Genomic DNA, 19,916 nt, shown 5'->3' on the forward strand with positions numbered 1-19,916 from the left:
CGGGAGATGCCGTGGAAGAGCCCGGCGATTATCCGTTTGGCCTCAATCCTGCGGGATATACCAGCCGCAGCATGATTGTCATCTGCAAATAGGCAGGGCCGTCGCGTCAGGTTCTCGGACTTGCGATCTGACGGCCAATTTCCTCGTAGCTGGACTTCAGCACTGTGCGTTGGATATCCGGGCTAGCCAGCATGCGCGCTACGACCAGCGCGCCAATACATTGCGACAGAATCGCCCACGCCAGGCTGTCGCTTTGCAGAACACCCGCCCAACTTTCCTGAAGCCGACAAATCCAGTGCTCTGCCTGTTGGCGGACAGTCACGTCGGAACGGGCAATTTCCGCCCCCAATGCCGGTAATGCACAACCGGTTTCCGGATTCTCGACGTGAGACATGCTCAGGTACAGTTTCAAGCAGCGCTCAAGCTTGTCACGGTCCTGCCCTTCCCCCAGTCGCGCCAGACTTTGCCCCAACTCACGTTCGACAATGGTTGCGAACAACTCGTCTTTCGACGAGAAGTGGCTGTAGAAGGCGCCGCCACTCAAGCCAATCGCCTTCATCAGGCCGTCCACGCCCACCGTAGAAAATCCGGACTTCTTGGCCGATACCGCACTGCTTTCCAGCAGCTTTTGCCTGGTTTCCAGCTTGTGACTGGCCGAATAACGCATTGCCCTTCTCCTGAAATTGCTCACCTTGACGTCTGTCGAATCGTAGCATAACGTTCGTTTAGTTAACGATCGTTTACCAATAAGGGATCCACCCATGAATAACAAGAAGGTCGTACTGGTCGTCGGTGCAGGTGATGCCACGGGCGGCGCCATTGCCAAGCGTTTTGCCCAGGAAGGTTTTGTCGCCTGCGTCACCCGCCGCAGTGTGGACAAACTCCAGCCACTGGTGGATGCCATCAAGGCTGATGGTGGCGAGGCCCACGGTTTTGCCTGCGATGCACGCAAGGAGGAAGACGTGATCGCGCTGGTCGAGCAGATCGAAGACCAGGTCGGCCCCATCGAAGCATTCGTCTTCAATATCGGCGCCAACGTGCCGTGCAGCATTCTCGAAGAAACCGCCCGCAAGTATTTCAAGATCTGGGAAATGGCCTGTTTTTCCGGTTTTCTCAACGCGCGTGAAGTCGCCAAGCGCATGGCCAAGCGCCAGCGGGGCACTATCCTGTTCACCGGCGCCACCGCAGGCATGCGCGGCGCTGCCGGGTTCGCCGCATTTGCGGGAGCCAAACACGGCATTCGTGCACTGGCGCAAAGCATGGCCCGAGAGCTCGGGCCGATGAATATTCACGTTGCCCATATCGTCGTCGACGGCGCCATCGATACCGACTTCATTCGTGAAAGTTTCCCCGAGAAATACGCCACCAAGGATCAGGATGGCATCCTCAATCCCGAGCATATCGCCGAAAACTACTGGTACCTGCACAGCCAGCCCCGCGATGCCTGGACCTTCGAGCTGGACCTTCGCCCCTGGAGCGAACGCTGGTAACTTCTGCGACACAACAATAAGAGGAGAGCCTTGAACATGAGCAAAACCGTGGAGTTCTACTTCGACCTCGGCAGTCCCGCCACCTATCTGGCCTACACCCAGCTACCGAAGATCTGCGCACAGACCGACACCCGGTTGATCTACATTCCACTCTTGCTGGGCGGAGTGTTCAAAGCCACTGGCAATGCCTCTCCGGTGACGGTACCGGCCAAGGGCCGCTACATGTTTCAGGATCTGGACCGCTACGCCAAACGCTATGGCGTGCCTCTGAAATTCAATCCCCACTTCCCGATCAACACCTTGATGCTCATGCGCGCTGTAACAGGCATGCAGTTGCGCCACCCTGACCGCTTTGCCGCCTTCATCGATTGCCTGTTCAAGGCCATTTGGGTCGACGGCCGCAGCCTGGATGAACCGGCAACCGTCGCGGCAGTGCTCAGCGAAAACGGTTTCGATCCACAAGAGGTCCTGGCACTGACCGCCGATGAGGAAGTCAAAGCCCTGCTCAAGGACAACACCGAAAAAGCCGTAGAGCGAGGCGTATTCGGAGCCCCAAGCATGTTTGTCGACAACCAGCTGTACTTCGGCCAGGATCGACTGGACTTCGTGCTTGAAGCCTTGAGTTAAATCTCGACCACCAACCGCCCCTTTGCCGCTCCCGACAAGAGCAGTGCATGGGCGGCTTCTGCGGTTTGCAAAGTGAACGGGTGCGGGTCAAGCAAAGGTACGAGCTTACCCGCCTCTATCAACCGTGCCGCCTCGCGCAGAATCTCGCCGTGATGTTCACGCCCCCGCCCCGTCAGGAGCGGCAGCAAAGTGAAGACACCGGAATAAGTCGCCCCGCGAAAGGAAAGCGGTGCCAGGCTGTGCTGCCCCCAGCCCAGGCAACTGAGCACATGACCGTGATACATCCGGGCAGCCTTGAATGACGCATCCAGGGTTTCGCCTCCCACTGTGTCATAGACAATGTCGAAACCCTCACCGGCCGTATGTTGCGCCACATAGTCTTCGACCGAAGCTTTGCGATAATCGATAAATGTTGCACCGAACCCTTCGATGATCGATTGCTGCCCGGCCGAGCCCGTGGCAAAAACCTCAGCGCCAAAAGCGCGGGCGATTTGCACAGCGACATGTCCGACGCCACCGGCACCGCCATGAATCAATACCTTCTGCCCGGGTCGCACGCGAGCCCGGTCCACCAGACCTTCCCAAGCGGTGATCAGCACCAGCGGCAAACCGGCAGCCTCACGCATGCTCAGGTTGTACGGCTTACGTGCCAACAGTCGCGCATCGACCGCCGCGTATTCGGCCAATGAGCCTTGAATTCCACCAATACCGGTGGCCATGGCGTACACCTCATCTCCCGCAAGCCAGCCACTGACGCCCTCTCCCAGCGCCTCTACGGTCCCGGCCAGATCCATCCCCACTATCGCCGGCAATGGCTGACCTGCATGGGCTGCTTGCCCCGAGCGGATTTTGCCATCCAGCGGATTCACACCGCTGGCCTTGATCTTGACCAATACCTGCCCCGCCTGCGGCACCGGACGCGCAATGGAAACCAAACGTAACGGCGCATTGGCCGAGTCGACCATCATCGCGCGCATATTCAGTGTGTCAGTCATTTCGCCATGTCCCATCAGAAGTGAATACAGGATCAATCTTGCCTCGCCCAATTCATGCCGATAAGACGCCATATCGCTATAGTGACCATGCCGATACAGCATCAATGAGGAATCCCGTGGACAAACTCACCGCAATGGCGATTTTCGTGCGAGTGGTCGAACGGGGCAGTTTTTCTGCCGTTGCCCGGGAGATGCAGACCAGCCAGCCGACCATCAGCAAAGTGCTGCAGGCGCTGGAAACCCGATTGGGGGGAAAGCTGATTGCCCGCAGCACCCGCAAGTTATCCCTGACGGATGAAGGTCAGCGCTATTACAACGAATGCCGGATCATCCTCGCCGCCGTGGACGCGGCGGAACATAGCTTCCAGTCCGGTCGCGAAAAAGTCGCCGGGCCGTTGAAAATCGGCTCGTCGGTGAGTTTCGGCCGCTTGCAGATCGCCCCTCGGTTGCCGGACTTTCTCAAACACTACCCTGAGGTTCAGATAGACCTGCAACTGAGCGATCAAAACCAGGATCTGGTCAGCGAAGGGCTGGATGTCACGTTCCGGATCGGTGCCCTGAACGACAGTGGCCTGATCGCTCGCCTTGTTGGCACGACCCATCGGGTGACCGTCGCATCACCTGACTACCTCAGGCAATACGGCCAACCGCAAACACCACAGGAACTGAGCGGGCACAATTGCCTGATGTTCAACCTGCTGAGCAATCATAACCTGTGGGTGTACACAAAAGACGCCCAACGCCACGAAGTGCGGATCAAGGGCAATGCACAGAGCAACAACTCCGAGGCGATCCGTGAACTGGTGCTGGGGGGATTGGGAATTGCGTTGTCACCGGTGTGGCTATTCAGCGAAGACCTGATCGCTGGCCGGGTGATCGCGATTTTGCAGGATTACAGCACGCTGTCGCTGCCGATACACGCCGTATCCCCGGCGAATCGTCGCCAATCCGCCAGGGTCAAAGCCTTTGTCGACTATATGGCTCAGGCGCTGGAAAAAGCGCCTGAGCTTCACATCAGATAGCCGCGGTGCGGGTGTTCAGCCACTCCAGTGCGGCACCTTCGACCAGCGGGCTCAAGCGTTCGCGCACTTCGGCGTGGTAAGCGTTGAACCACTGCTTCTCCTCCTCGGACAACAGCGATGTTTCCAGGCAACGCGTGTCGATCGGGCACAGGGTCAGCGTTTCGAACTTCAGGAACTCGCCGAATTCGCTTTTGCCCGCCTCACGGTTCATCGCCAGGTTTTCAATGCGCACCCCCCAACGACCCGGACGATAGGTGCCCGGCTCAATGGACGTGATCATGCCGGGTTGCATCGCGGTTTGCGGTGCAGGTGCGGCCTGATAGGCGATGACTTGCGGACCTTCGTGGACGTTCAGGAAGTAACCGACGCCATGACCGGTGCCGTGACCATAGTCGACACTTTCCGCCCAGATCGGCGCGCGGGCGATGGCATCGAGCAGCGGCGACAGAATGCCTTTGGGGAATTGCGCGCGAGACAAGGCAATCACGCCCTTGAGCACGCGAGTGCAGTCGCGTTTTTGCTCGTCGGTCGGCGTGCCCACCGCAACCATCCGCGTGATGTCGGTGGTGCCGCCCAGGTACTGGCCGCCGGAGTCGATCAACAGCAGACCGTCCCCTTCGATTACCGCGTGTTCTTCTTCGGTCGCGTGGTAGTGCGGCATCGCGCCATTGGCGTTGAACGCGGCGATGGTGTTGAAACTCAGCGACACATAATCCGGACGACGCTCACGGGCGGCGGTGAGTTTTTCGTCGATGGTCAGTTCGGTGATGCGCTCGCGGCCCAGCGCCGAGTCGAGCCAGGCGAAGAATTCGCACAGCGCTGCGCCGTCCTGTTCCATGGCCTGACGGATGTGCTCGGCATCGGCCAGGCTTTTTTGCGATTTGGCCAGGGTCGTCGGGTTCAGGCCTTCGAGCAGTTTCACCCCGCTGTCGAGGTTGTCCAGCAACCCCGCCGTGACCCGCGCCGGGTCGACTTGCAAGCTCGCGCCGCTCGGCACGGCGCGCAGTGCGGCAGCGACTTCGCTGTAATCGCGCAAGGTCACACCGTCCTGTTCGAGGATTGCACGCAACTCGGCGCTGACTTTGCTCAAGGCGACAAACAGCGTGGCCTGTTGCTGATTGATCAGGGCGAAAGAAACAAACACCGGGTTGAACGACACGTCGCCGCCACGCAGATTGAACAGCCAGGCGATGTCATCGAGGGTGGCGATGAAATGCCAGTCGGCCCCCTTCGCCTTGAGGGTTTCACGCAGTTTGGCGAGTTTTTCGCCACGGCCAACGGTCGCCTGTGGTGGCAAGTGCTGATAGATCGGCTCGTCCGGCAGGCTTGGGCGGTCGCTCCAGACTCCGCTCAACAGGTCGATGTCGGTGCGCAGACGGGCACCACGCTCTTCAAGTTTACCGCCCAGGGTCCGTGCCGAAGCCACGGCCATGACCGCGCCATCGACCGCGACCACGCCACCTTCCGGAGTTTGCTCGGCCAGCCATTCCAGTGGCCCGGGTTGACCCGGTTGCAGCTTGACCAGATCAATACCGCTGCCCTTGAGTTCCTTGGTCGCCTGCTCCCAATAACGGCTGTCGGCCCAGACGCCGGCAAAATCCGGGGTCACGATCAAGGTGCCGACCGAACCATGGAAACCCGACAACCACTGGCGCCCCTGCCAGTAACCCGGCAGGTATTCGGACAGGTGTGGGTCGGCCGACGGCACCAGCAAGGCGTGAATGCCCTCCCGGCTCATCAGTTCGCGGGTTTGCGCCAGGCGCTGGGGCACCGATCCATTGGTCGAAAGCTGCGTATTCATCGTGTCTCCTGCTAACCACTTCATCATTATTGTTGAGTGCCGATCAACGTCGGCGCTTCGTCGCCCTACTGCCAGAATGCCGGAGCACTGGCGCAGGCTGCCTTGATCAGTTGAACCGCCTGGTCGATATCCTGCTCGGTGGTGAAACGCCCGAGGCTCAAGCGGATGGTGCGACTGGCCGAGCGGGCGTCATGCCCCAGGGCCAGCAGTACATGGGATGGGGCATTGCTCGCGGAATTGCAGGCCGAGGTCGCGGAAAACGCGATCGAGGCCAGCAACGCTGCCGGGTTGAACTCGCCTTCACTGAAGGTCAGGCTCAGGGTATGGGGAATGCGCCGGGTCGGGCTGCCGTTGAGACGCACGCCGGGAATGCTGTGCAATTGCTCGAGCAAACGTTCACGCAAACGCTCGATGACGGCTTTCTCTTCATCGAAGGACGCTGCCGCCAGCGCGAATGCCGACCCCATGGCCACGATCTGGTGGGTCGCCAGGGTACCGGAACGCAAACCGCCCTCATGCCCGCCGCCATGGATCTGTGCCTGCAATCGTTGTTGTGCACGCGGACCGACGTACAACGCACCGATGCCTTTGGGGCCATAGAGCTTGTGCGCAGAAAACGACATCAGGTCCACCGGCCACTGCGCGAGGTCGATCGCCACTTTGCCCGCGCCCTGTGCGGCGTCGACATGGAACAACGCCCCGCGGTCACGCACCACCTGGCCGATGGCGGGAATATCGTTGAGCGTACCCAGTTCGTTGTTGACCAGCATCAGCGACACCAGGAAGGTGTCCTCGCGCATGGCTTCGCTGACCGCTTGCGCGGTGATCAGCCCTTCGGCGTCCGGCACCAGATAGGTCACGGCTACACCGGCATCCTGCAGTTGCCTGGCGGTATCGAGAATGGCCTTGTGTTCGATCTGGCTGGTGATGATATGGCCGCCGCCAGTACCGCGGGCCTGGGTCACGCCCTTGAGCGCGAGGTTGTTGGATTCGGTGGCGCCTGAGGTCCAGACGATCTGCTCAGGCGTCGCACCGACCAGTTCGGCGACCTGGCGTCGTGCTTGCTCTACCGATTGCCGGGCCTGCTGGCCGAAGACGTGGGAACTTGAGGCCGGGTTGCCGAAATTGCCGGTAAAGCCCAGACACTCGACCATCACCTTGATGACCCGCTCATCCACCGGCGTGGTGGCGGCGTAATCGAAATACAACGGACGTTTATTCATAAAGGACTCGCAGAGCGTGTTCCGGGATCAGGAAGCTCGTGACTGTAAACGGCAAAGCGCAGCCTTGTGAGCTGCGCGCTGTTTTCAGAACGTTACCAATACCTGATCGGATGCCGTTAAAGAAGGACTACTTCATTTAATAGTGCGTAGGAACGCTCCTGAAAAGTCAGCTTAACAGGCATCGGGCAACCGGTTGAAGCAATGCGTCAGCTAAAGCTTTCGAGCATCAGCGGATACAGCGAACCAACAAGCAGCGCGGCCATGCCCCAATTGAACAGGCGCAGCCAGCGGCGATCCTTCAGAACGTTGCGCAACAGCGTGCCGCAAGCGGCCCAGACACCGACGCTCGGCAGGTTGATGATGGCAAAAACCGCCGCAATCACGATCACATTGGTGAAGTAACCCTGCATCGGCGTGTAGGTGCTGATGGCGCCAATGGCCATGATCCAGGCCTTGGGATTGACCCACTGGAACGCGGCGGCGCCCAGATAACTGATCGGTTTCGCCTCGCTCTGCTGACTCTCCGAGATCGGCCCGGAATGGGCGATTTTCCACGCCAGGTACAGCAAATATGCCGCCCCCACATAGCGCAGCACGGTGTAGAGCAAAGGGTAAGTCTGGAACACCGCACCCAGGCCAAACCCGACTGCCACCACCAGTACAAAGAAGCCACAAGTGATGCCCAGCATGTGCGGAATCGTGCGGTTGAAACCGAAGTTCACCCCGGATGCCAGCAACATGGTGTTGTTCGGGCCGGGTGTGATCGAGGTGACGAGAGCGAACAGGGCGAAGCCCAGCAGCAGGTCGAGTGAGAGCGTCATGGGTGGTAGTCCGTCAGGGTCGGTCAGGTGTTGACCCTATCGCACACCTTGGGCGAAACCCATGGACAGTTACGCGAAACTTGGACCAGTACAGTTTCGCCTCAGCTTGGACGACCGTGAAGCTGTACAGATCGCCCGGCGTTCATTTCACCCTGGTTGTCGAAGCCGAACGATTTTTTCGGCTGGCCGAGCAGTTCGGCTTTTTTCGCGTGGTACTCGTCGAAGGACAACCCGCGGCGGTTCAACGCTTCCAGCGCCAGTTCCCTGCTTTCTTCAGCCGTGTAAGGGCGAAGCTCCGGGGAAACATGGCTGGCACATCCGGCGAGTACGGAGACGGCGAGCATCAGCAAAGTGGCGATCATCGGTTTCATTTTGGCGTCCTGGCGACTGGGTTCGAGGCAATGAACACAGGCTACCCGCGCCTCCCGGGCAGCAGAAATCAACGCTTTCAATAGTGGCTATCAGGAAATGGCGATCATTGCCCTGATCAGCACTGGTCCACCGGACTGCAACGCAGGCGATGTGCCGGGAGAACGCGGGCCGGGAGCGCACTGGCCGGAGCCTGCCTGATGGCACTTATATGGCGTTGCTGCTCGTCGGGCGCTCGGTGAGGGGAAAGAGGCTGGCCTATATTTATTCGGCCGCACAACGGCACAGGCACTTTCCATTCACACTACAAGAACAGGGAGATCCATCATGAGCGTCAAACCCATTCCAGAGGGGTATCACAGCATCACCCCCTATCTGGGCATCAGCAAGGCCGCCGACGCCATCGCCTTCTACAAAAAAGCCTTCGGCGCCATTGAAGTCATGCGCCTGAACATGCCCGATGGCGGTGTCGGTCACGCCGAACTGCGTATCGGCGATTGCCCGATCATGCTGGGCACACCGTGCGATCAAGGGCCGCTGAGCAATCCGGACAAATCACCGTCCGTGGGTCTGCATCTGTACGTGACAGATGTCGACAAGTCCTACAAACAGGCCATCGATGCCGGCGCAACCGTGGTATCGGAGGTCAAGGATCAATTCTACGGCGACCGCACCGGCACGTTGAAGGATCCCTACGGGCACCTGTGGTTCCTGGCCACGCGCAAGGAAGACTTGACCCAGCAACAGATCGAGCAACGGGCGAAGGAAATGTTCAGTCAGGGTTGAAACCATCCTTAGCCTCTCGGCCCTCATCGCGAGCAGGTTCGCTCCCACTCCTACGCTGGATCTGTGGCCACTCAAGGCCCCTGTGGGAGCGGGCTTGCCCGCGATGAGGCCGGCACATCCAATAGATATGTTGACTGACACACCGCCTTCGCGAGCAAGCCCGCTCCCACCGTTTGATCTCCAGTGAATGTAAATCCTGCGCAGGTTGCCCGGCCTCTCGGCCTTTCGCGAAACATTTTCTTTCATTTCCCCTTTCGGGATTTCCCCTGCTCATCCGTCCTACATAGATGCAGTCCTCTCGCGTAGGCAAAAGCCACGACTGGACCTTCAGGGCGCTCATCCCTGCGAAGCCCGCAGCCGAGCAGCCTCTCATCCAGGCAAGACCTCCAACATGTCAAAGAAGTCCCGTTCAAAAATCTGGTTCCTGGTCCATAGCTGGCTGGCGCTGCCGATCTGGTTTTTCGTGCTGATCGTCTGTGTGACCGGCACCCTGGCGGTGATCAGCCAGGAAATCGTCTGGCTGGCCAACCCGCAAATGCGCGCCAGCCAGCCCTCGGACGATGCACCACTGCTCAGCTATCAGCAGGTCATCGAAGCCATCAGCAAGGCTGAACCGCAGACCGTGGTGCAGAGCATCAGCCGCCCTGACGAGTCGCACTTCGCCCTGGATGTCGAAGTCAGCTACCCCGACGGGCGCTCGGTGGTGATTTATGTCAATCCGTACAGCGGCGTGATCCAGGGTGTCGCGCCGGAATTCAACTTCCGTGCCTTTACCCGAGCCCTGCACGCCTGGTGGCTGGTGCCGTTCACCAATGGCTATAGCTGGGGCTGGTACCTGGTATCGTTTCTCGGCTTGCCATTGCTGGCGTCGCTGATCACCGGGCTGGTGGTCTACAAACGCTTCTGGAAAGGCTTTTTCCGCCCGACCCTGCGGATTCGCCACGGCGCGCGAATTTTCTGGGGCGACTTTCACCGCTTGAGCGGCATCTGGTCGATCTGGTTCATCGCGGTGATTTCCATCACCGGCACCTGGTTCCTGATCCAGGCATTGCTGTCCGATAACCAGATTTCCATTTCCACCGAAAAGATCATCCCGGCGATGTCCCGCGAAGCGGTGCCGCTGTCGCCCGATGGCTCGCCTGCGCCGCGCATCGACCTTGATCGCGCGATTGAAATCGCCACGCAGGAAATCTCCGGGCTGGAGGCCAGTTTCGTCAGCCTGCCGGGCAATGCCTACAGCCATCTGGATGTCGGCGGACGCGGTTGGTATCCGCTGATGTTCCAGACCGCCACCCTCAACCCGTACAACGGCGAAATCGCTGCCTCGCGCCTGATTTCGGACCGTTCGACCCTGGAGTTCGTCACCGAGTCCATGCGCCCGCTGCACACCGGCGACTTCGGCGGCCTGTGGATCAAGCTGATCTGGGCGTTCTTCGGCCTGCTGCTGAGCATGATGGTGCTCAGCGGTTTGCTGATCTGGACCAAGCGCACGGCACTGGCCACGGCCAATGCCTTCAAGCGCGGCAACAAGAAACAGCGCGGCACCACGGCGCAACCGGCCACCCGCAACGAAGCGTCGGAGGTCAGCCTGTGAGCAAAGTCACTGCGATCGCACAACCCTCGCGCCTGAGCGTGCTCTGGAACAAATGGCGCTTTCACCTGAACGTCCTGTTGCTGCTGATTCCACTCGGTTTCATGCCCAAGTACTTCGCCGACGAGGCGCTGATGCGTGGCGACAGTGGTCTTGGCGAACGGGAAGTCGGTGAAGTCCAGGTCGGTCCATGGAGCCTGCGCCTGGCGGAATTGCGCAACGCCGCGCCCATGCCCGATGGCCCGGCTGGCTACATGAAGGGCTTCAACGCAGCGCTGTGCGATGCCTGTATCGGGCAGGTCAAGGCCACGTACCTGCGCATCGGCAAGCCCCGCAGCCTGCGCGCGGCCGGGGTGATTTTCTTCGGCGCGCCGTACCGCATGGGCGCGTCATTGCCCGTCCCGGAGAAGACCACGGCCGACGCCGAACTGTGGATCACCATGGAAGGCTGGGACGGCGCCATGCATCAGGCATCCATTCCTTTGAGCCAGGCCTCCCCCGCCACCATCGCCTGGCTGAACAAACAAGGAGGCAAACCATGATCCCCCCTCTTCGCCCACTCAAAGCCATGTTGCTGGTGCTCTGCGCCGGCTTCAGCGCCAGCGCCCTGGCCCACAACCCGATGTGCGAATGCAAGGCCATCGACGCCGAACAGATCAAGTGCACCGGCGGTTTTTCCGACGGCAGCGGCGCGCCGGGCGTGACCCTCGATGTGATCGGCTACGACGAAACCATTCTGGTGCCGGGCAAGCTTGGTGCCGACTCGACCCTGACCTTCAAGAAGCCTGGCGCCGAGTTCTATGTGCTGTTCGATGCCGGCCCCGGCCACGTCGTGGAAATTGACCAAGCGGACATCGAGGCGCCATGAGCACTCCAGCGATCCAAGTCGTGCGCCCGGCCGGGGCCGGTCACGAAACCCTCTACGTTATGCTGCTGTGCCTGATTATTTTGGCGGTGGCCGGTTCGGTCGTGATCTGGCGTGGTGAATCCCATGAGGTGCACAGCGTCAGCAGCCATCAACTGGATGCGCGCCGTGACCTCAGCGCTTCCGAGCAAGGCATCTACGCCGATTTGCGGGTGACGCTGGACGAGATCCATCTGCTGCGCCAGGAGCAGCAAACGCTGCCGACTCCGGAGGCTCTCGCCGAGGAAGGTTTTGCCCCGTTTGCCCAGGATGCCAGTTCTATCAGCCGTGGTGGCCATGCCTGGCAATTGCTCAACGCCAAGGCCTACTTCGGCCAGAGCCAGACGCCGACGGTCGCTGGTTCATTCCTGATGCGCTTGACCGCCACCGATGCCGCACCGGACATCTGGCTCAACCGTGCCGACACGCTCACGGCTCCGGCCGACCTCAGCGACGCCGCGCTCGAAAGCGCCGGCTGGCAGCAGGTCATCGCGCAATTCGATGCCGGTGTGACCCGCCAGCACCGGCACTGATCACTCGCCCTCACCCGAGAGAAGACTGCTTTCCCATGCCTATTTCAACTCAACGCTCTTTCCTGCGACTGCTGCTGGCGGGCCTGCTGGCTTGCCTGCTGCCATCACTGGCCAGCGCCGATGAGGCCAAGCGCCTGCGCATCGGCATCACCCTGCACCCTTATTACAGTTATGTAGCGAACATCGTCGGCGACAAGGCTGACGTTGTGCCGCTGATTCCGGCCGGTTTCAACCCGCATGCCTACGAACCCCGCGCCGAAGACATCAAGCGCATCAGCGGGCTGGACGTGATCGTGCTCAACGGCGTCGGCCATGATGATTTCGCCGACCGCATGATCGCCGCCAGCGAAACCCCGAACGTCCCGGTGATCGAAGCCAACGAAAACGTGCCGCTGCTGGCTGCCACCGGCATTGCCGCACGCGGTGCCGGCAAAGTGGTGAACCCGCACACCTTCCTGTCGATCAGCGCCTCGATTGCCCAGGTCAACAACATCGCCCGGGAGCTGGGCAAGCTCGACCCGGCGAATGCCGGGACCTATACCGAAAACGCCCGCGCCTACGGCAAGCGCCTGCGCAAGATGCGCGCCGACGCCCTGGCCAAACTGACCCAGGCACCGAACGCCGAACTGCGGGTGGCCACGGTGCATGCGGCCTACGACTACCTGCTGCGTGAATTCGGCCTGGAAGTGACAGCCGTGGTCGAACCGGCCCATGGCATCGAACCGAGCCCGAGCCAGTTGAAAAAAACCATCGATCAACTGCGTGAGCTGGATGTGAAGGTGATCTTCTCGGAGATGGACTTTCCCTCCACTTACGTCGACACCATCCAGCGCGAATCCGGCGTGAAGTTGTATCCGCTGTCGCACATTTCCTACGGCGAATACGCCGCCGACAAGTACGAAAAAGAAATGACCGGCAACCTCGATACCGTGGTGCGGGCGATTCAGGAGTCGGGCGCATGACATCGAAAGAAACGTTCATCACCGCAAGCGCCGAATACCCTGTGGGAGCGGGCTTGCTCGCGAAGGCGTCCAGTCAGTCAACATTATCGTCAAATGACGCACCGCTTTCGCGAGCAAGCCCGCTCCCACAGGTTCCCGGGCCGACCCTGGATTTTGCCGAAGTCAGCCTGACGCTCGGGCGCACGACGATCCTCGACAACGTGACATTTCAAGTCCGGCCCGGCAGCGTGCACGCACTGGTCGGTCCCAACGGCGGCGGCAAGAGCTCGCTGATCAAGACCCTGCTCGGGCAAATGCCCCACCAGGGCCGCTTGAGCCTGCAGTGGCCGGGCGAACCCGGCACCATCGGCTACGTGCCGCAGGCGCTGGAGTTCGACCGGGGTTTGCCGATGACCGTCGACGACTTCATGGCCGCCATGTGCCAGCGCCGTCCGGCGTTTCTCGGTTTGAGCAAACACTACGCGGCGGCGATTGGCGAGGCTCTTGAACGGGTCGGCATGCAGGACAAGCGCAAGCGCCGCATGGGCGCGCTGTCCGGGGGCGAACGGCAACGGGTGTTGCTAGCCCAGGGTCTTATCCCGCCTCCGCAATTGCTAGTGCTCGACGAACCGATGTCCGCCCTCGATGAGGCCGGCATTCAGGTGTTCGAACGATTGCTCGGTGACTGGCGTGCGGCGGGTATCACCGTGCTGTGGATCGAGCACGATCTGGAAGCGGTCGGACGCCTGGCCGATCACGTCACCGGGCTCAATCGCCGGGTGCTGTTCGACGCCACGCCGCAACAGGCGCTGACACCGGAGCGTTTGTTGACGCTGTTCTCGACCCATCCCCGGAGCCTTGCCTGATGAGTTACGAAGCTTTTCGCCTGATGGTCCAGGGCTGGGCGTCGTCGGGTTATCTGCCCGAGGCGTTGGCCTATGGGTTCGTGGTCAACGCATTGCTCGCCGGACTGCTGATCGGCCCGGTGCTGGGAGGTCTGGGCACACTGGTGGTGGTCAAGCGCTTCGCGTTTTTCTCCGAAGCCGTCGGCCATGCCGCGTTGACCGGCGTGGCCATCGGCATCCTGCTTGGCGAACCCTACACCGGGCCTTACGGCAGCCTGTTCGGCTACTGCCTGCTGTTCGGCATCCTGCTCAACTACCTGCGCAACCGCACCGGCCTGGCGCCGGACACCTTGATCGGCGTGTTTCTCTCGGTGTCGCTGGCCCTGGGTGCGAGCCTGCTGTTGATTCTGGCGGGCAAGATCAACGTACACATTCTGGAAAACGTGCTGTTCGGCTCGGTGCTGACGGTCAACGGCAACGACCTGCTGGTACTGGCCATCGTGGGTTCGCTGGTAATGGCCCTGGCGTTGCCTTTGTACAACCGCATCATGCTCGCCAGCTTCAATCCGCAACTGGCAGCGGTGCGCGGGGTGGCGGTGAAGGTCCTGGATTATCTGTTCGTGATTCTGGTGACGTTGATCACCGTCGCCGCCGTGAAGGTCATCGGTGCGATTCTGGTCGGTGCCCTGCTGGTGATTCCGGCGGCAGCGGCACGCTTGCTTAGCCAATCGCTGAAGGGTTTTTTCTGGTGTTCGGTGCTGATCGCCACCGTCAGCACGCTGTGCGGGATTCTCGCGCCGATAGTCTTCGACCTGCCAATCCCGTCCGGCGCCGCGATCATCCTCGTGGCCGGTATTGCCTTCGCTCTGGCCGCCCTTGCGCGCGGCGTCGTCCCCAGCCTGAAAGGGAACCTTGGATAAATGATTTTTTCACTGCGCCAACTGACCCTCGCCGTTGCCCTGTGCGGGTTGGCCGCCACGACCTTCGCCGCCGACAGCGGTAAACCGCTGCGTGTGCTGGCCGCCTTGCCGATTACTTATGGTCTCGGTGAAGTACTGCTCAAAGGCACCGACGTCAGCCTCGAACGCGCCGCGCCGGCCAACCTGCCCGGCAGTCGCCAGACCGCCTACTTCACCGGGCGTGGCGCCCCGGCGCTGGCCAAACTGGCGAACGATGCCGACGCGGTGATCGGCCTGCGCTCGCTGTGGCCGGATGACCCGCTGTACCCGATCTCCCGGCGCAGCAATATCCGTATCGTAGAGGTCGATGCCGCCCGCCCGGTGGATGGCGCCCTGCCCGGCATTGCCTTGCAGCCTGGCAACAAGGTCGACGGGCTGAACAGTCAGCCGTGGTTCTCCAGCAATAACATGGGGCGCATGGCCGATGTGATGGCCGCGGACCTGGTGCGCCTGGCCCCCGAGGCCAAGCCGAAAATCGACGCCAACCTGGCAGCCCTCAAGCAGCGTTTGCTCAAGCTCAGCGCCGACAGCGAAGCGCGCCTGGCCAATGCAGACAACCTCAGTGTGATGAGCCTCAGCGATCACTTCGGCTACCTGACCGGCAGTCTCAACCTGGAATTGATCGGCCAGGACGCACGCCCCGATGCCGAGTGGACACCTGAGGCGCTCAAGCAATTGGACACAACGCTCAAGGACAATGACGTGGCCGTGGTGCTGCATCACCGGCAGCCGTCGGATGCGCTGAAAGCGGTGATTGCCGGGTCGGGTAGCCGATTGGTGGTGTTGAGTACCGATGCCGAGGATCCGGTGGCGGAGCTGGAGGGGAATGTGGATCTGGTCATCAGGGGGTTGAACGGCGCGTAATCCTGTAGGAGCTGGCTTGCCAGCGATGGGCTCATAGGCACCGCGTTCATCCATCAAGTACTCGTCATCGTTAACGTCCATCGCTGGCAAGCCAGCTCCTACAGGTTCTGCGTCGCACACACATTTCCTGTGCACAAACTCCAGGCATGAAAAAGCCCGCTGACTGTCACCAGTCCAGCGGGCTTGTTTTTACGTCACGGCTCAGTGCGCCACAGCCGCCTGCTCGTCCATCTTCTGCCGCAGGCTCAATGGGCGCATGTCGGTCCAGGTTTCTTCGATGTAGGCCAGGCACTCCTTTTTCGGCCCGCTTTTACCCACGGTGCGCCAGCCTGGTGGCACGGCTTTGTAGTCGGGCCAGATCGAGTATTGCTCTTCGTGGTTGACCACGACCTGAAAGAGGATGTCCTCGCGGTCGAATACTGACGTCATGGTGTCTCTCCATCGTTTTCGGGCGGGCTGCGCTGTGTGCACAGCCGTCATGTAGAAGGAACGTTCCGCAGGGCGGAAAATTTAAAGACTGGCGGCGGCCAGAGCCCTGCCGAAAATCTCGGCCACGCGATCGATTTGCGCAGCGCTGATCACCAGTGGCGGCAGGAAGCGCACCACTGCACCATGGCGGCCACCGAGTTCCAGGATCAAGCCACGCTTGAGGCATTCGCGTTGCACCAGCGGTGCCAGGCGGGCGAAGGCCGGCGGATGACCCTGGGCATCCAGCGCTCCCGTCGGGTCGACCAGTTCGACGCCGAGCATCAAGCCACGCCCACGAATATCACCCAGTTGTGGGAAGTCCTGTTGCAGGATGCGCAGATGCTCGGCCAGGCGCTCGCCCATCGCGGCGGCATGCTCGCAGACTTTGTTTTCGACCAGATAACGCATCACCGCGCAACCGGCAGCCATGGCCATCTGGTTGCCACGGAACGTGCCCGCATGGGCACCCGGCAGCCAGGTGTCGAGCCAGTCGCGGTAGACCACCACCGCCAGCGGCAGGCTGCCGCCGATAGCCTTGGACATCACCACGACATCGGGAATGATCCCGGCATGCTCGAAGGCGAACATCTTGCCGGTGCGGGCGAATCCACTCTGGATTTCATCGACGATCAGCGCGACACCCGCCTGCTCGGTGATCCGCCGCACGCCACGCAACCAGTCCAGATCCGCCGGGATCACCCCGCCCTCGCCCTGCACCACCTCCACGATCACCGCCGCCGGCAATTGCACGCCGGCCTCGGGATCGTTGAGCAGGTTTTCCAGGTAACTCAGGTTGGCTTTGACCCCTGCCGCACCGCCGAGCCCGAACGGGCAGCGGTAATCGTAAGGGTACGGCATGAACTGCACGCCGCTGCCGAGCAAGGCGCCCAGGGGCTTTTTCGGCCCCAGGCTGCCCATCAGGCTCAACGCGCCCTGACTCATGCCGTGATAACCACCCTGGAACGAGATCACGGTGCTACGACCGGTGGCGGTACGCACCAATTTCAGTGCGGCTTCCACGGCGTCGGTGCCCGTGGGGCCACAGAACTGGATCTTCGCTTCAGCGGCCAGGGCTGGCGGCAGCAGGCTGAACAGATCCTGGACGAACCGGTCCTTGACCGGTGTGGTCAAGTCCAGTGTGTGCAACGGCAGTTCATCGGCCAGCACTTGTTGAATGGCTTCGATCACCACCGGGTGGTTGTGCCCCAGGGCCAGGGTCCCGGCACCGGCCAGGCAGTCGATGAACGTGCGGCCTTCGACGTCTTCGACATATATGCCCTTGGCGCGCTTGAGCGCCAGGGGAATGCGTCGCGGATAGCTGCGGGCATTGGATTCCTGCCGGCTCTGACGAGCCAGCAGCGGTGATTCGTTGAATTGATAAAGCGTCTCGGCGGACGTCGCCGGCTGATCTTCGATAAGGCTGGTAGCGACTGACATCTCTCGACCCCTCAATAAGGTTTTCCTGTTCTGGAAACGCATCAGCGCTTGAGGGATTTAGGCGGTAACACGCAAACCTCTGTAGGAGCGAGCTCTGCTCGCGATGGACTCAAGAACACCGCGTGCATTCAGAAAGCACGCGTTATCGTTATCGACCATCGCGAGCGAGCTCGCTCCTACAGTGGTATGTGGTGTTTTTCAGACCGGTTGCAGCGGCATTGTCAGCTCAACCCGCAAGCCGTCCGGCCGGCTATCGAAATGCAACGTGCAGCCGCAACGCTGAACGATGGCCTGGACAATCGCCAGGCCCAGACCACAGCCTGTGCTCTGGCCGTTGCGCCAGAAGCGCTGGGTCAGGTGTTGCAAATCCTCTTCGGCAATCCCCGGCCCATGGTCGCGCACCACGAACTGCACACGATTGCCGGTGGTTTCCAGGCTTAATTCCACCGCTTTGTCGGCCGGGGTATGACGCAGCGCGTTGTCGAGCAAGTTGCGCAGTGCGGCAATCGACAGCACCGCTGGCATCTGCACAGGTGCAGCGGAGACTTTGCTCGGCAGCTGAAACCTGATGCGTTGACGATCGCCGCTCGCCGCGTCCTGGATCGCCAGTTTCGCCACTTGTTCGGCATTGCATTGCACACCGTCATCGAACGACAGGCTGCCCTCGACTCGCGCCAGCAACAGCAATTGTTCGAGGGTCCGGTGCATGCGGTCTGCGCCCTCTTCGGCCCGGGCCAGGGACTGATCCCGAGCGTTGCCGTCGGTCATCCGCGCCACTTGCAGGTGGGTCTTGATCGCCGTCAGCGGGCTGCGCAGTTCGTGGGCCGCGTCCCCGGTCAGGCGACGTTCGCGCTCGATGGTCTTGCCGATGCGCTGGAGCAACTGGTTCTGGGTTTCCAGCAAGGGTTGCAGCTCACTGGGCAATGGCTGGATCTGCAAGGGCTCGAGGGAGTCGGTGCTGCGGCGCATCAAGGCATCGCGCATGCGGTTGAGCGGCGCCAACCCCTGGCCGATGCCCAGCCACAGCAGGCACAGGCACCCGAGCAAAGCCACGCCGACCGGTACCGAAGCGGCCAGCAGGATCGACATGTTCAAGGCTTCACGCTCGATCTGCCGGTCGGCGGTGGTGATGCGCAGATCGCCCCGGGCCAACGTGAAACTGCGCCACGGCGCACCGTCGATCATCTGATCGTGAAAACCGAGTTTTTCGGCCTCCAGGGCCTGCTGCGGATCGGTGTGACTGCGGGCCAGGATTTCACCGCGCAGCGAGCTGACCTGGCACGCCATGCCACCCGGAATGTTCAGTTGTTCGGCGCTGAAGTGGGTGCCCTCGCCCTTGCTCGGCACGGGCGGCAGTTGCTCCATCAGGCCGGCGACCATGCGTGCCGACGCCACCAGGCGCTGGTCGAGGGAAAACATCATCTGATTGCGCAAATCGCTGAGCATCCAGGCCGCGGCCAGGGCCCAGATCAACGCAAATGCGGCGCCGAGCGTCAGGCTCAGGCGCAAACGCAGACTCATCACTTCGATTCTTCTCCGCCATCAGCCGGCCCCAGGCGATAACCCAGGCCGCGCACGGTCTCGACAATGCCGTTGCCGAGTTTACGCCGCAGGTGATGGATATGGACGTTGAGGGCGTTGCTTTCCAGCTCGTCGTTGAAACCGTAGACGCTGTCCTTGAGTTGCTCGGTGGACAGCACGCGGCCACGGTTGTGCAACAAGGCTTGCAGCAGCGACTGCTCGCGGCGTGACAAGTCCACCGGCCGCCCCGCGAGCGTGGTTTCGCGGCTGCTCGGGTCGTAGGTCAGGGCACCATGCTCGATCAGGTTGACGCTGCGGCCTGCCACCCGCCGCAACAGCGTGTGCAAGCGTGCCGCCAGTTCACGCAGGTCGAACGGTTTGAGCAGGTAATCATCGGCACCGGCTTGCAGGCCATCGACGCGGTCGGTGACCGAATCACGCGCGGTGAGGATCAACACCGGCAACTCCAGGCCTTGATGACGCAACTGTTGCAGCAGCTTGAGGCCATCTTCGTCCGGCAGGCCAAGGTCGAGCACCATGACGTCGAACTCCGCGACCTTGAGCATCGCCCGGGCGGCGGACGCCGTGGCGACGTGTTCCACGGTCAGGCCCTGGGCGGTCAGGCCGGCGACAATGCCGCTGGCAATCAGCTCATCGTCTTCGCAAACCAGTACGTGCATGGGGAGCCTCGTAGAAATAAAGCTGATTAAGCCGTTGAC

At 61.3% G+C, this 19,916-nt stretch carries 23 protein-coding genes (1 of these 23 cut by a window edge); 13 read left to right on the forward strand and 10 right to left on the reverse strand.

Annotated elements, in window-relative coordinates:
• Window positions 1-92 carry the end of a hypothetical protein gene (locus tag AC06G5_RS21705; protein ID WP_007990112.1) on the forward strand. It extends 190 nt beyond the left edge of the window, so 92 of the gene's 282 nt are visible here — the last part of the coding sequence; the start codon falls outside the window, past its left edge; it ends in the stop codon at window positions 90-92.
• Window positions 93-106: 14 nt separating this feature from the next.
• On the opposite strand, the gene AC06G5_RS21710 is transcribed toward AC06G5_RS21705, so the two are convergent.
• A complete protein-coding gene (locus tag AC06G5_RS21710; protein WP_413423806.1) occupies window positions 107-667 on the reverse strand; it encodes a TetR/AcrR family transcriptional regulator in 561 nt (186 codons plus the stop codon).
• Between the two features lie 94 nt (window positions 668-761).
• Here AC06G5_RS21710 and AC06G5_RS21715 point away from each other — a divergent pair, with 94 nt between their 5' ends.
• Together AC06G5_RS21715 and AC06G5_RS21720 are read left to right on the forward strand one after the other, a co-directional pair.
• Window positions 762-1,490 (forward strand): SDR family oxidoreductase, encoded by a 729-nt coding sequence (locus AC06G5_RS21715; protein ID WP_413423804.1) that lies wholly within the window; start codon window positions 762-764, stop codon window positions 1,488-1,490.
• 36 nt (window positions 1,491-1,526) lie between these two features.
• On the forward strand, window positions 1,527-2,117 hold the full coding sequence (locus AC06G5_RS21720; RefSeq protein ID WP_413423802.1) for a 2-hydroxychromene-2-carboxylate isomerase: 591 nt from the start codon (window positions 1,527-1,529) through the stop codon (window positions 2,115-2,117).
• On the opposite strand, the gene AC06G5_RS21725 is transcribed toward AC06G5_RS21720, so the two are convergent.
• Window positions 2,114-3,112: a zinc-dependent alcohol dehydrogenase family protein gene (locus tag AC06G5_RS21725; RefSeq protein ID WP_413423800.1), complete on the reverse strand. Its 999-nt coding sequence runs from the start codon at window positions 3,110-3,112 to the stop codon at window positions 2,114-2,116. The two genes, AC06G5_RS21720 and AC06G5_RS21725, sit on opposite strands and share 4 nt — an antisense overlap.
• 104 nt (window positions 3,113-3,216) lie before the next feature.
• On the opposite strand from AC06G5_RS21725, the gene AC06G5_RS21730 reads away from it, so the two are divergent.
• Complete coding sequence (locus AC06G5_RS21730) at window positions 3,217-4,134, forward strand: LysR family transcriptional regulator (protein WP_480458289.1); 918 nt, start codon at window positions 3,217-3,219, stop codon at window positions 4,132-4,134.
• On the opposite strand, the gene AC06G5_RS21735 is transcribed toward AC06G5_RS21730, so the two are convergent.
• The 4 genes from AC06G5_RS21735 to AC06G5_RS21750 form a co-directional block, all read right to left on the reverse strand.
• Window positions 4,127-5,935 (reverse strand): aminopeptidase P family protein, encoded by a 1,809-nt coding sequence (locus AC06G5_RS21735; protein WP_480458290.1) that lies wholly within the window; start codon window positions 5,933-5,935, stop codon window positions 4,127-4,129. The genes AC06G5_RS21730 and AC06G5_RS21735 overlap by 8 nt on opposite strands.
• Before the next feature lie 65 nt (window positions 5,936-6,000).
• Window positions 6,001-7,158: a cysteine desulfurase family protein gene (locus AC06G5_RS21740; RefSeq protein WP_413423794.1), complete on the reverse strand. Its 1,158-nt coding sequence runs from the start codon at window positions 7,156-7,158 to the stop codon at window positions 6,001-6,003.
• Between the two features lie 206 nt (window positions 7,159-7,364).
• Window positions 7,365-7,979 (reverse strand): LysE family translocator, encoded by a 615-nt coding sequence (locus tag AC06G5_RS21745; protein WP_413423792.1) that lies wholly within the window; start codon window positions 7,977-7,979, stop codon window positions 7,365-7,367.
• Window positions 7,980-8,080: 101 nt separating this feature from the next.
• Entirely contained in the window at window positions 8,081-8,350 is a 270-nt protein-coding gene (locus AC06G5_RS21750) for a hypothetical protein (protein WP_085715261.1), read from the reverse strand.
• Window positions 8,351-8,675: 325 nt separating this feature from the next.
• On the opposite strand from AC06G5_RS21750, the gene AC06G5_RS21755 reads away from it, so the two are divergent.
• The 9 genes from AC06G5_RS21755 to AC06G5_RS21795 all read left to right on the forward strand — a co-directional run bounded on the left by AC06G5_RS21755 (window position 8,676) and on the right by AC06G5_RS21795 (window position 15,771).
• Window positions 8,676-9,134 (forward strand): VOC family protein, encoded by a 459-nt coding sequence (locus tag AC06G5_RS21755; RefSeq protein ID WP_413423790.1) that lies wholly within the window; start codon window positions 8,676-8,678, stop codon window positions 9,132-9,134.
• 391 nt (window positions 9,135-9,525) lie between these two features.
• Complete coding sequence (locus AC06G5_RS21760) at window positions 9,526-10,728, forward strand: PepSY-associated TM helix domain-containing protein (RefSeq protein WP_413704299.1); 1,203 nt, start codon at window positions 9,526-9,528, stop codon at window positions 10,726-10,728.
• Window positions 10,725-11,267, forward strand: a complete 543-nt coding sequence (locus tag AC06G5_RS21765) for a thiamine pyrophosphate-binding protein (RefSeq protein ID WP_413423786.1) — start codon at window positions 10,725-10,727, stop codon at window positions 11,265-11,267. Before AC06G5_RS21760 ends, AC06G5_RS21765 begins: the two co-directional genes overlap by 4 nt.
• Entirely contained in the window at window positions 11,264-11,593 is a 330-nt protein-coding gene (locus AC06G5_RS21770) for a hypothetical protein (RefSeq protein ID WP_413423784.1), read from the forward strand. The genes AC06G5_RS21765 and AC06G5_RS21770 overlap by 4 nt, the downstream gene beginning before the upstream one ends.
• Window positions 11,590-12,162, forward strand: coding sequence for a DUF6162 family protein (locus AC06G5_RS21775; RefSeq protein ID WP_413704298.1), 573 nt, complete (start codon window positions 11,590-11,592; stop codon window positions 12,160-12,162). Before AC06G5_RS21770 ends, AC06G5_RS21775 begins: the two co-directional genes overlap by 4 nt.
• 35 nt (window positions 12,163-12,197) lie before the next feature.
• Window positions 12,198-13,124, forward strand: a complete 927-nt coding sequence (locus AC06G5_RS21780; RefSeq protein WP_413423780.1) for a metal ABC transporter substrate-binding protein — start codon at window positions 12,198-12,200, stop codon at window positions 13,122-13,124.
• Window positions 13,121-13,969, forward strand: a complete 849-nt coding sequence (locus AC06G5_RS21785; protein WP_413423778.1) for a metal ABC transporter ATP-binding protein — start codon at window positions 13,121-13,123, stop codon at window positions 13,967-13,969. The genes AC06G5_RS21780 and AC06G5_RS21785 overlap by 4 nt, the downstream gene beginning before the upstream one ends.
• Complete coding sequence (locus AC06G5_RS21790) at window positions 13,969-14,868, forward strand: metal ABC transporter permease (protein WP_413704296.1); 900 nt, start codon at window positions 13,969-13,971, stop codon at window positions 14,866-14,868. Before AC06G5_RS21785 ends, AC06G5_RS21790 begins: the two co-directional genes overlap by 1 nt.
• Complete coding sequence (locus AC06G5_RS21795) at window positions 14,869-15,771, forward strand: metal ABC transporter substrate-binding protein (RefSeq protein WP_413423774.1); 903 nt, start codon at window positions 14,869-14,871, stop codon at window positions 15,769-15,771.
• 201 nt (window positions 15,772-15,972) lie between these two features.
• Here the strand turns inward: AC06G5_RS21795 and AC06G5_RS21800 are convergent, their stop codons facing one another.
• From AC06G5_RS21800 to AC06G5_RS21815, 4 genes are all read right to left on the reverse strand, one after another.
• Complete coding sequence (locus AC06G5_RS21800; RefSeq protein ID WP_413423772.1) at window positions 15,973-16,200, reverse strand: MbtH family protein; 228 nt, start codon at window positions 16,198-16,200, stop codon at window positions 15,973-15,975.
• An 81-nt stretch (window positions 16,201-16,281) separates the two neighbouring features.
• Complete coding sequence (locus AC06G5_RS21805; protein ID WP_413423770.1) at window positions 16,282-17,676, reverse strand: aspartate aminotransferase family protein; 1,395 nt, start codon at window positions 17,674-17,676, stop codon at window positions 16,282-16,284.
• Window positions 17,677-17,874: 198 nt separating this feature from the next.
• On the reverse strand, window positions 17,875-19,200 hold the full coding sequence (locus AC06G5_RS21810) for an ATP-binding protein (RefSeq protein WP_480458291.1): 1,326 nt from the start codon (window positions 19,198-19,200) through the stop codon (window positions 17,875-17,877).
• Window positions 19,197-19,877: a response regulator gene (locus AC06G5_RS21815; RefSeq protein ID WP_413423766.1), complete on the reverse strand. Its 681-nt coding sequence runs from the start codon at window positions 19,875-19,877 to the stop codon at window positions 19,197-19,199. Before AC06G5_RS21815 ends, AC06G5_RS21810 begins: the two co-directional genes overlap by 4 nt.
• Window positions 19,878-19,916: the final 39 nt, after the last annotated feature.

The organism is Pseudomonas sp. WT-JTC, from assembly GCF_056711565.1.

What these genes read in the sequence shown, in the direction of transcription:
- AC06G5_RS21710 (WP_413423806.1), bottom strand. Translation starts at nt 667, where the DNA reads ATGCGTTATTCGGCCAGTCACAAGCTGGAAACCAGGCAAAAGCTGCTG.
- AC06G5_RS21715 (WP_413423804.1), top strand. Translation starts at nt 762, where the DNA reads ATGAATAACAAGAAGGTCGTACTGGTCGTCGGTGCAGGTGATGCCACG.
- AC06G5_RS21720 (WP_413423802.1), top strand. Translation starts at nt 1,527, where the DNA reads ATGAGCAAAACCGTGGAGTTCTACTTCGACCTCGGCAGTCCCGCCACC.
- AC06G5_RS21725 (WP_413423800.1), bottom strand. Translation starts at nt 3,112, where the DNA reads ATGACTGACACACTGAATATGCGCGCGATGATGGTCGACTCGGCCAAT.
- AC06G5_RS21730 (WP_480458289.1), top strand. Translation starts at nt 3,217, where the DNA reads ATGAGGAATCCCGTGGACAAACTCACCGCAATGGCGATTTTCGTGCGA.
- AC06G5_RS21735 (WP_480458290.1), bottom strand. Translation starts at nt 5,935, where the DNA reads ATGAATACGCAGCTTTCGACCAATGGATCGGTGCCCCAGCGCCTGGCG.
- AC06G5_RS21740 (WP_413423794.1), bottom strand. Translation starts at nt 7,158, where the DNA reads ATGAATAAACGTCCGTTGTATTTCGATTACGCCGCCACCACGCCGGTG.
- AC06G5_RS21745 (WP_413423792.1), bottom strand. Translation starts at nt 7,979, where the DNA reads ATGACGCTCTCACTCGACCTGCTGCTGGGCTTCGCCCTGTTCGCTCTC.
- AC06G5_RS21750 (WP_085715261.1), bottom strand. Translation starts at nt 8,350, where the DNA reads ATGAAACCGATGATCGCCACTTTGCTGATGCTCGCCGTCTCCGTACTC.
- AC06G5_RS21755 (WP_413423790.1), top strand. Translation starts at nt 8,676, where the DNA reads ATGAGCGTCAAACCCATTCCAGAGGGGTATCACAGCATCACCCCCTAT.
- AC06G5_RS21760 (WP_413704299.1), top strand. Translation starts at nt 9,526, where the DNA reads ATGTCAAAGAAGTCCCGTTCAAAAATCTGGTTCCTGGTCCATAGCTGG.
- AC06G5_RS21770 (WP_413423784.1), top strand. Translation starts at nt 11,264, where the DNA reads ATGATCCCCCCTCTTCGCCCACTCAAAGCCATGTTGCTGGTGCTCTGC.
- AC06G5_RS21775 (WP_413704298.1), top strand. Translation starts at nt 11,590, where the DNA reads ATGAGCACTCCAGCGATCCAAGTCGTGCGCCCGGCCGGGGCCGGTCAC.
- AC06G5_RS21780 (WP_413423780.1), top strand. Translation starts at nt 12,198, where the DNA reads ATGCCTATTTCAACTCAACGCTCTTTCCTGCGACTGCTGCTGGCGGGC.
- AC06G5_RS21785 (WP_413423778.1), top strand. Translation starts at nt 13,121, where the DNA reads ATGACATCGAAAGAAACGTTCATCACCGCAAGCGCCGAATACCCTGTG.
- AC06G5_RS21790 (WP_413704296.1), top strand. Translation starts at nt 13,969, where the DNA reads ATGAGTTACGAAGCTTTTCGCCTGATGGTCCAGGGCTGGGCGTCGTCG.
- AC06G5_RS21795 (WP_413423774.1), top strand. Translation starts at nt 14,869, where the DNA reads ATGATTTTTTCACTGCGCCAACTGACCCTCGCCGTTGCCCTGTGCGGG.
- AC06G5_RS21800 (WP_413423772.1), bottom strand. Translation starts at nt 16,200, where the DNA reads ATGACGTCAGTATTCGACCGCGAGGACATCCTCTTTCAGGTCGTGGTC.
- AC06G5_RS21805 (WP_413423770.1), bottom strand. Translation starts at nt 17,676, where the DNA reads ATGTCAGTCGCTACCAGCCTTATCGAAGATCAGCCGGCGACGTCCGCC.
- AC06G5_RS21815 (WP_413423766.1), bottom strand. Translation starts at nt 19,877, where the DNA reads ATGCACGTACTGGTTTGCGAAGACGATGAGCTGATTGCCAGCGGCATT.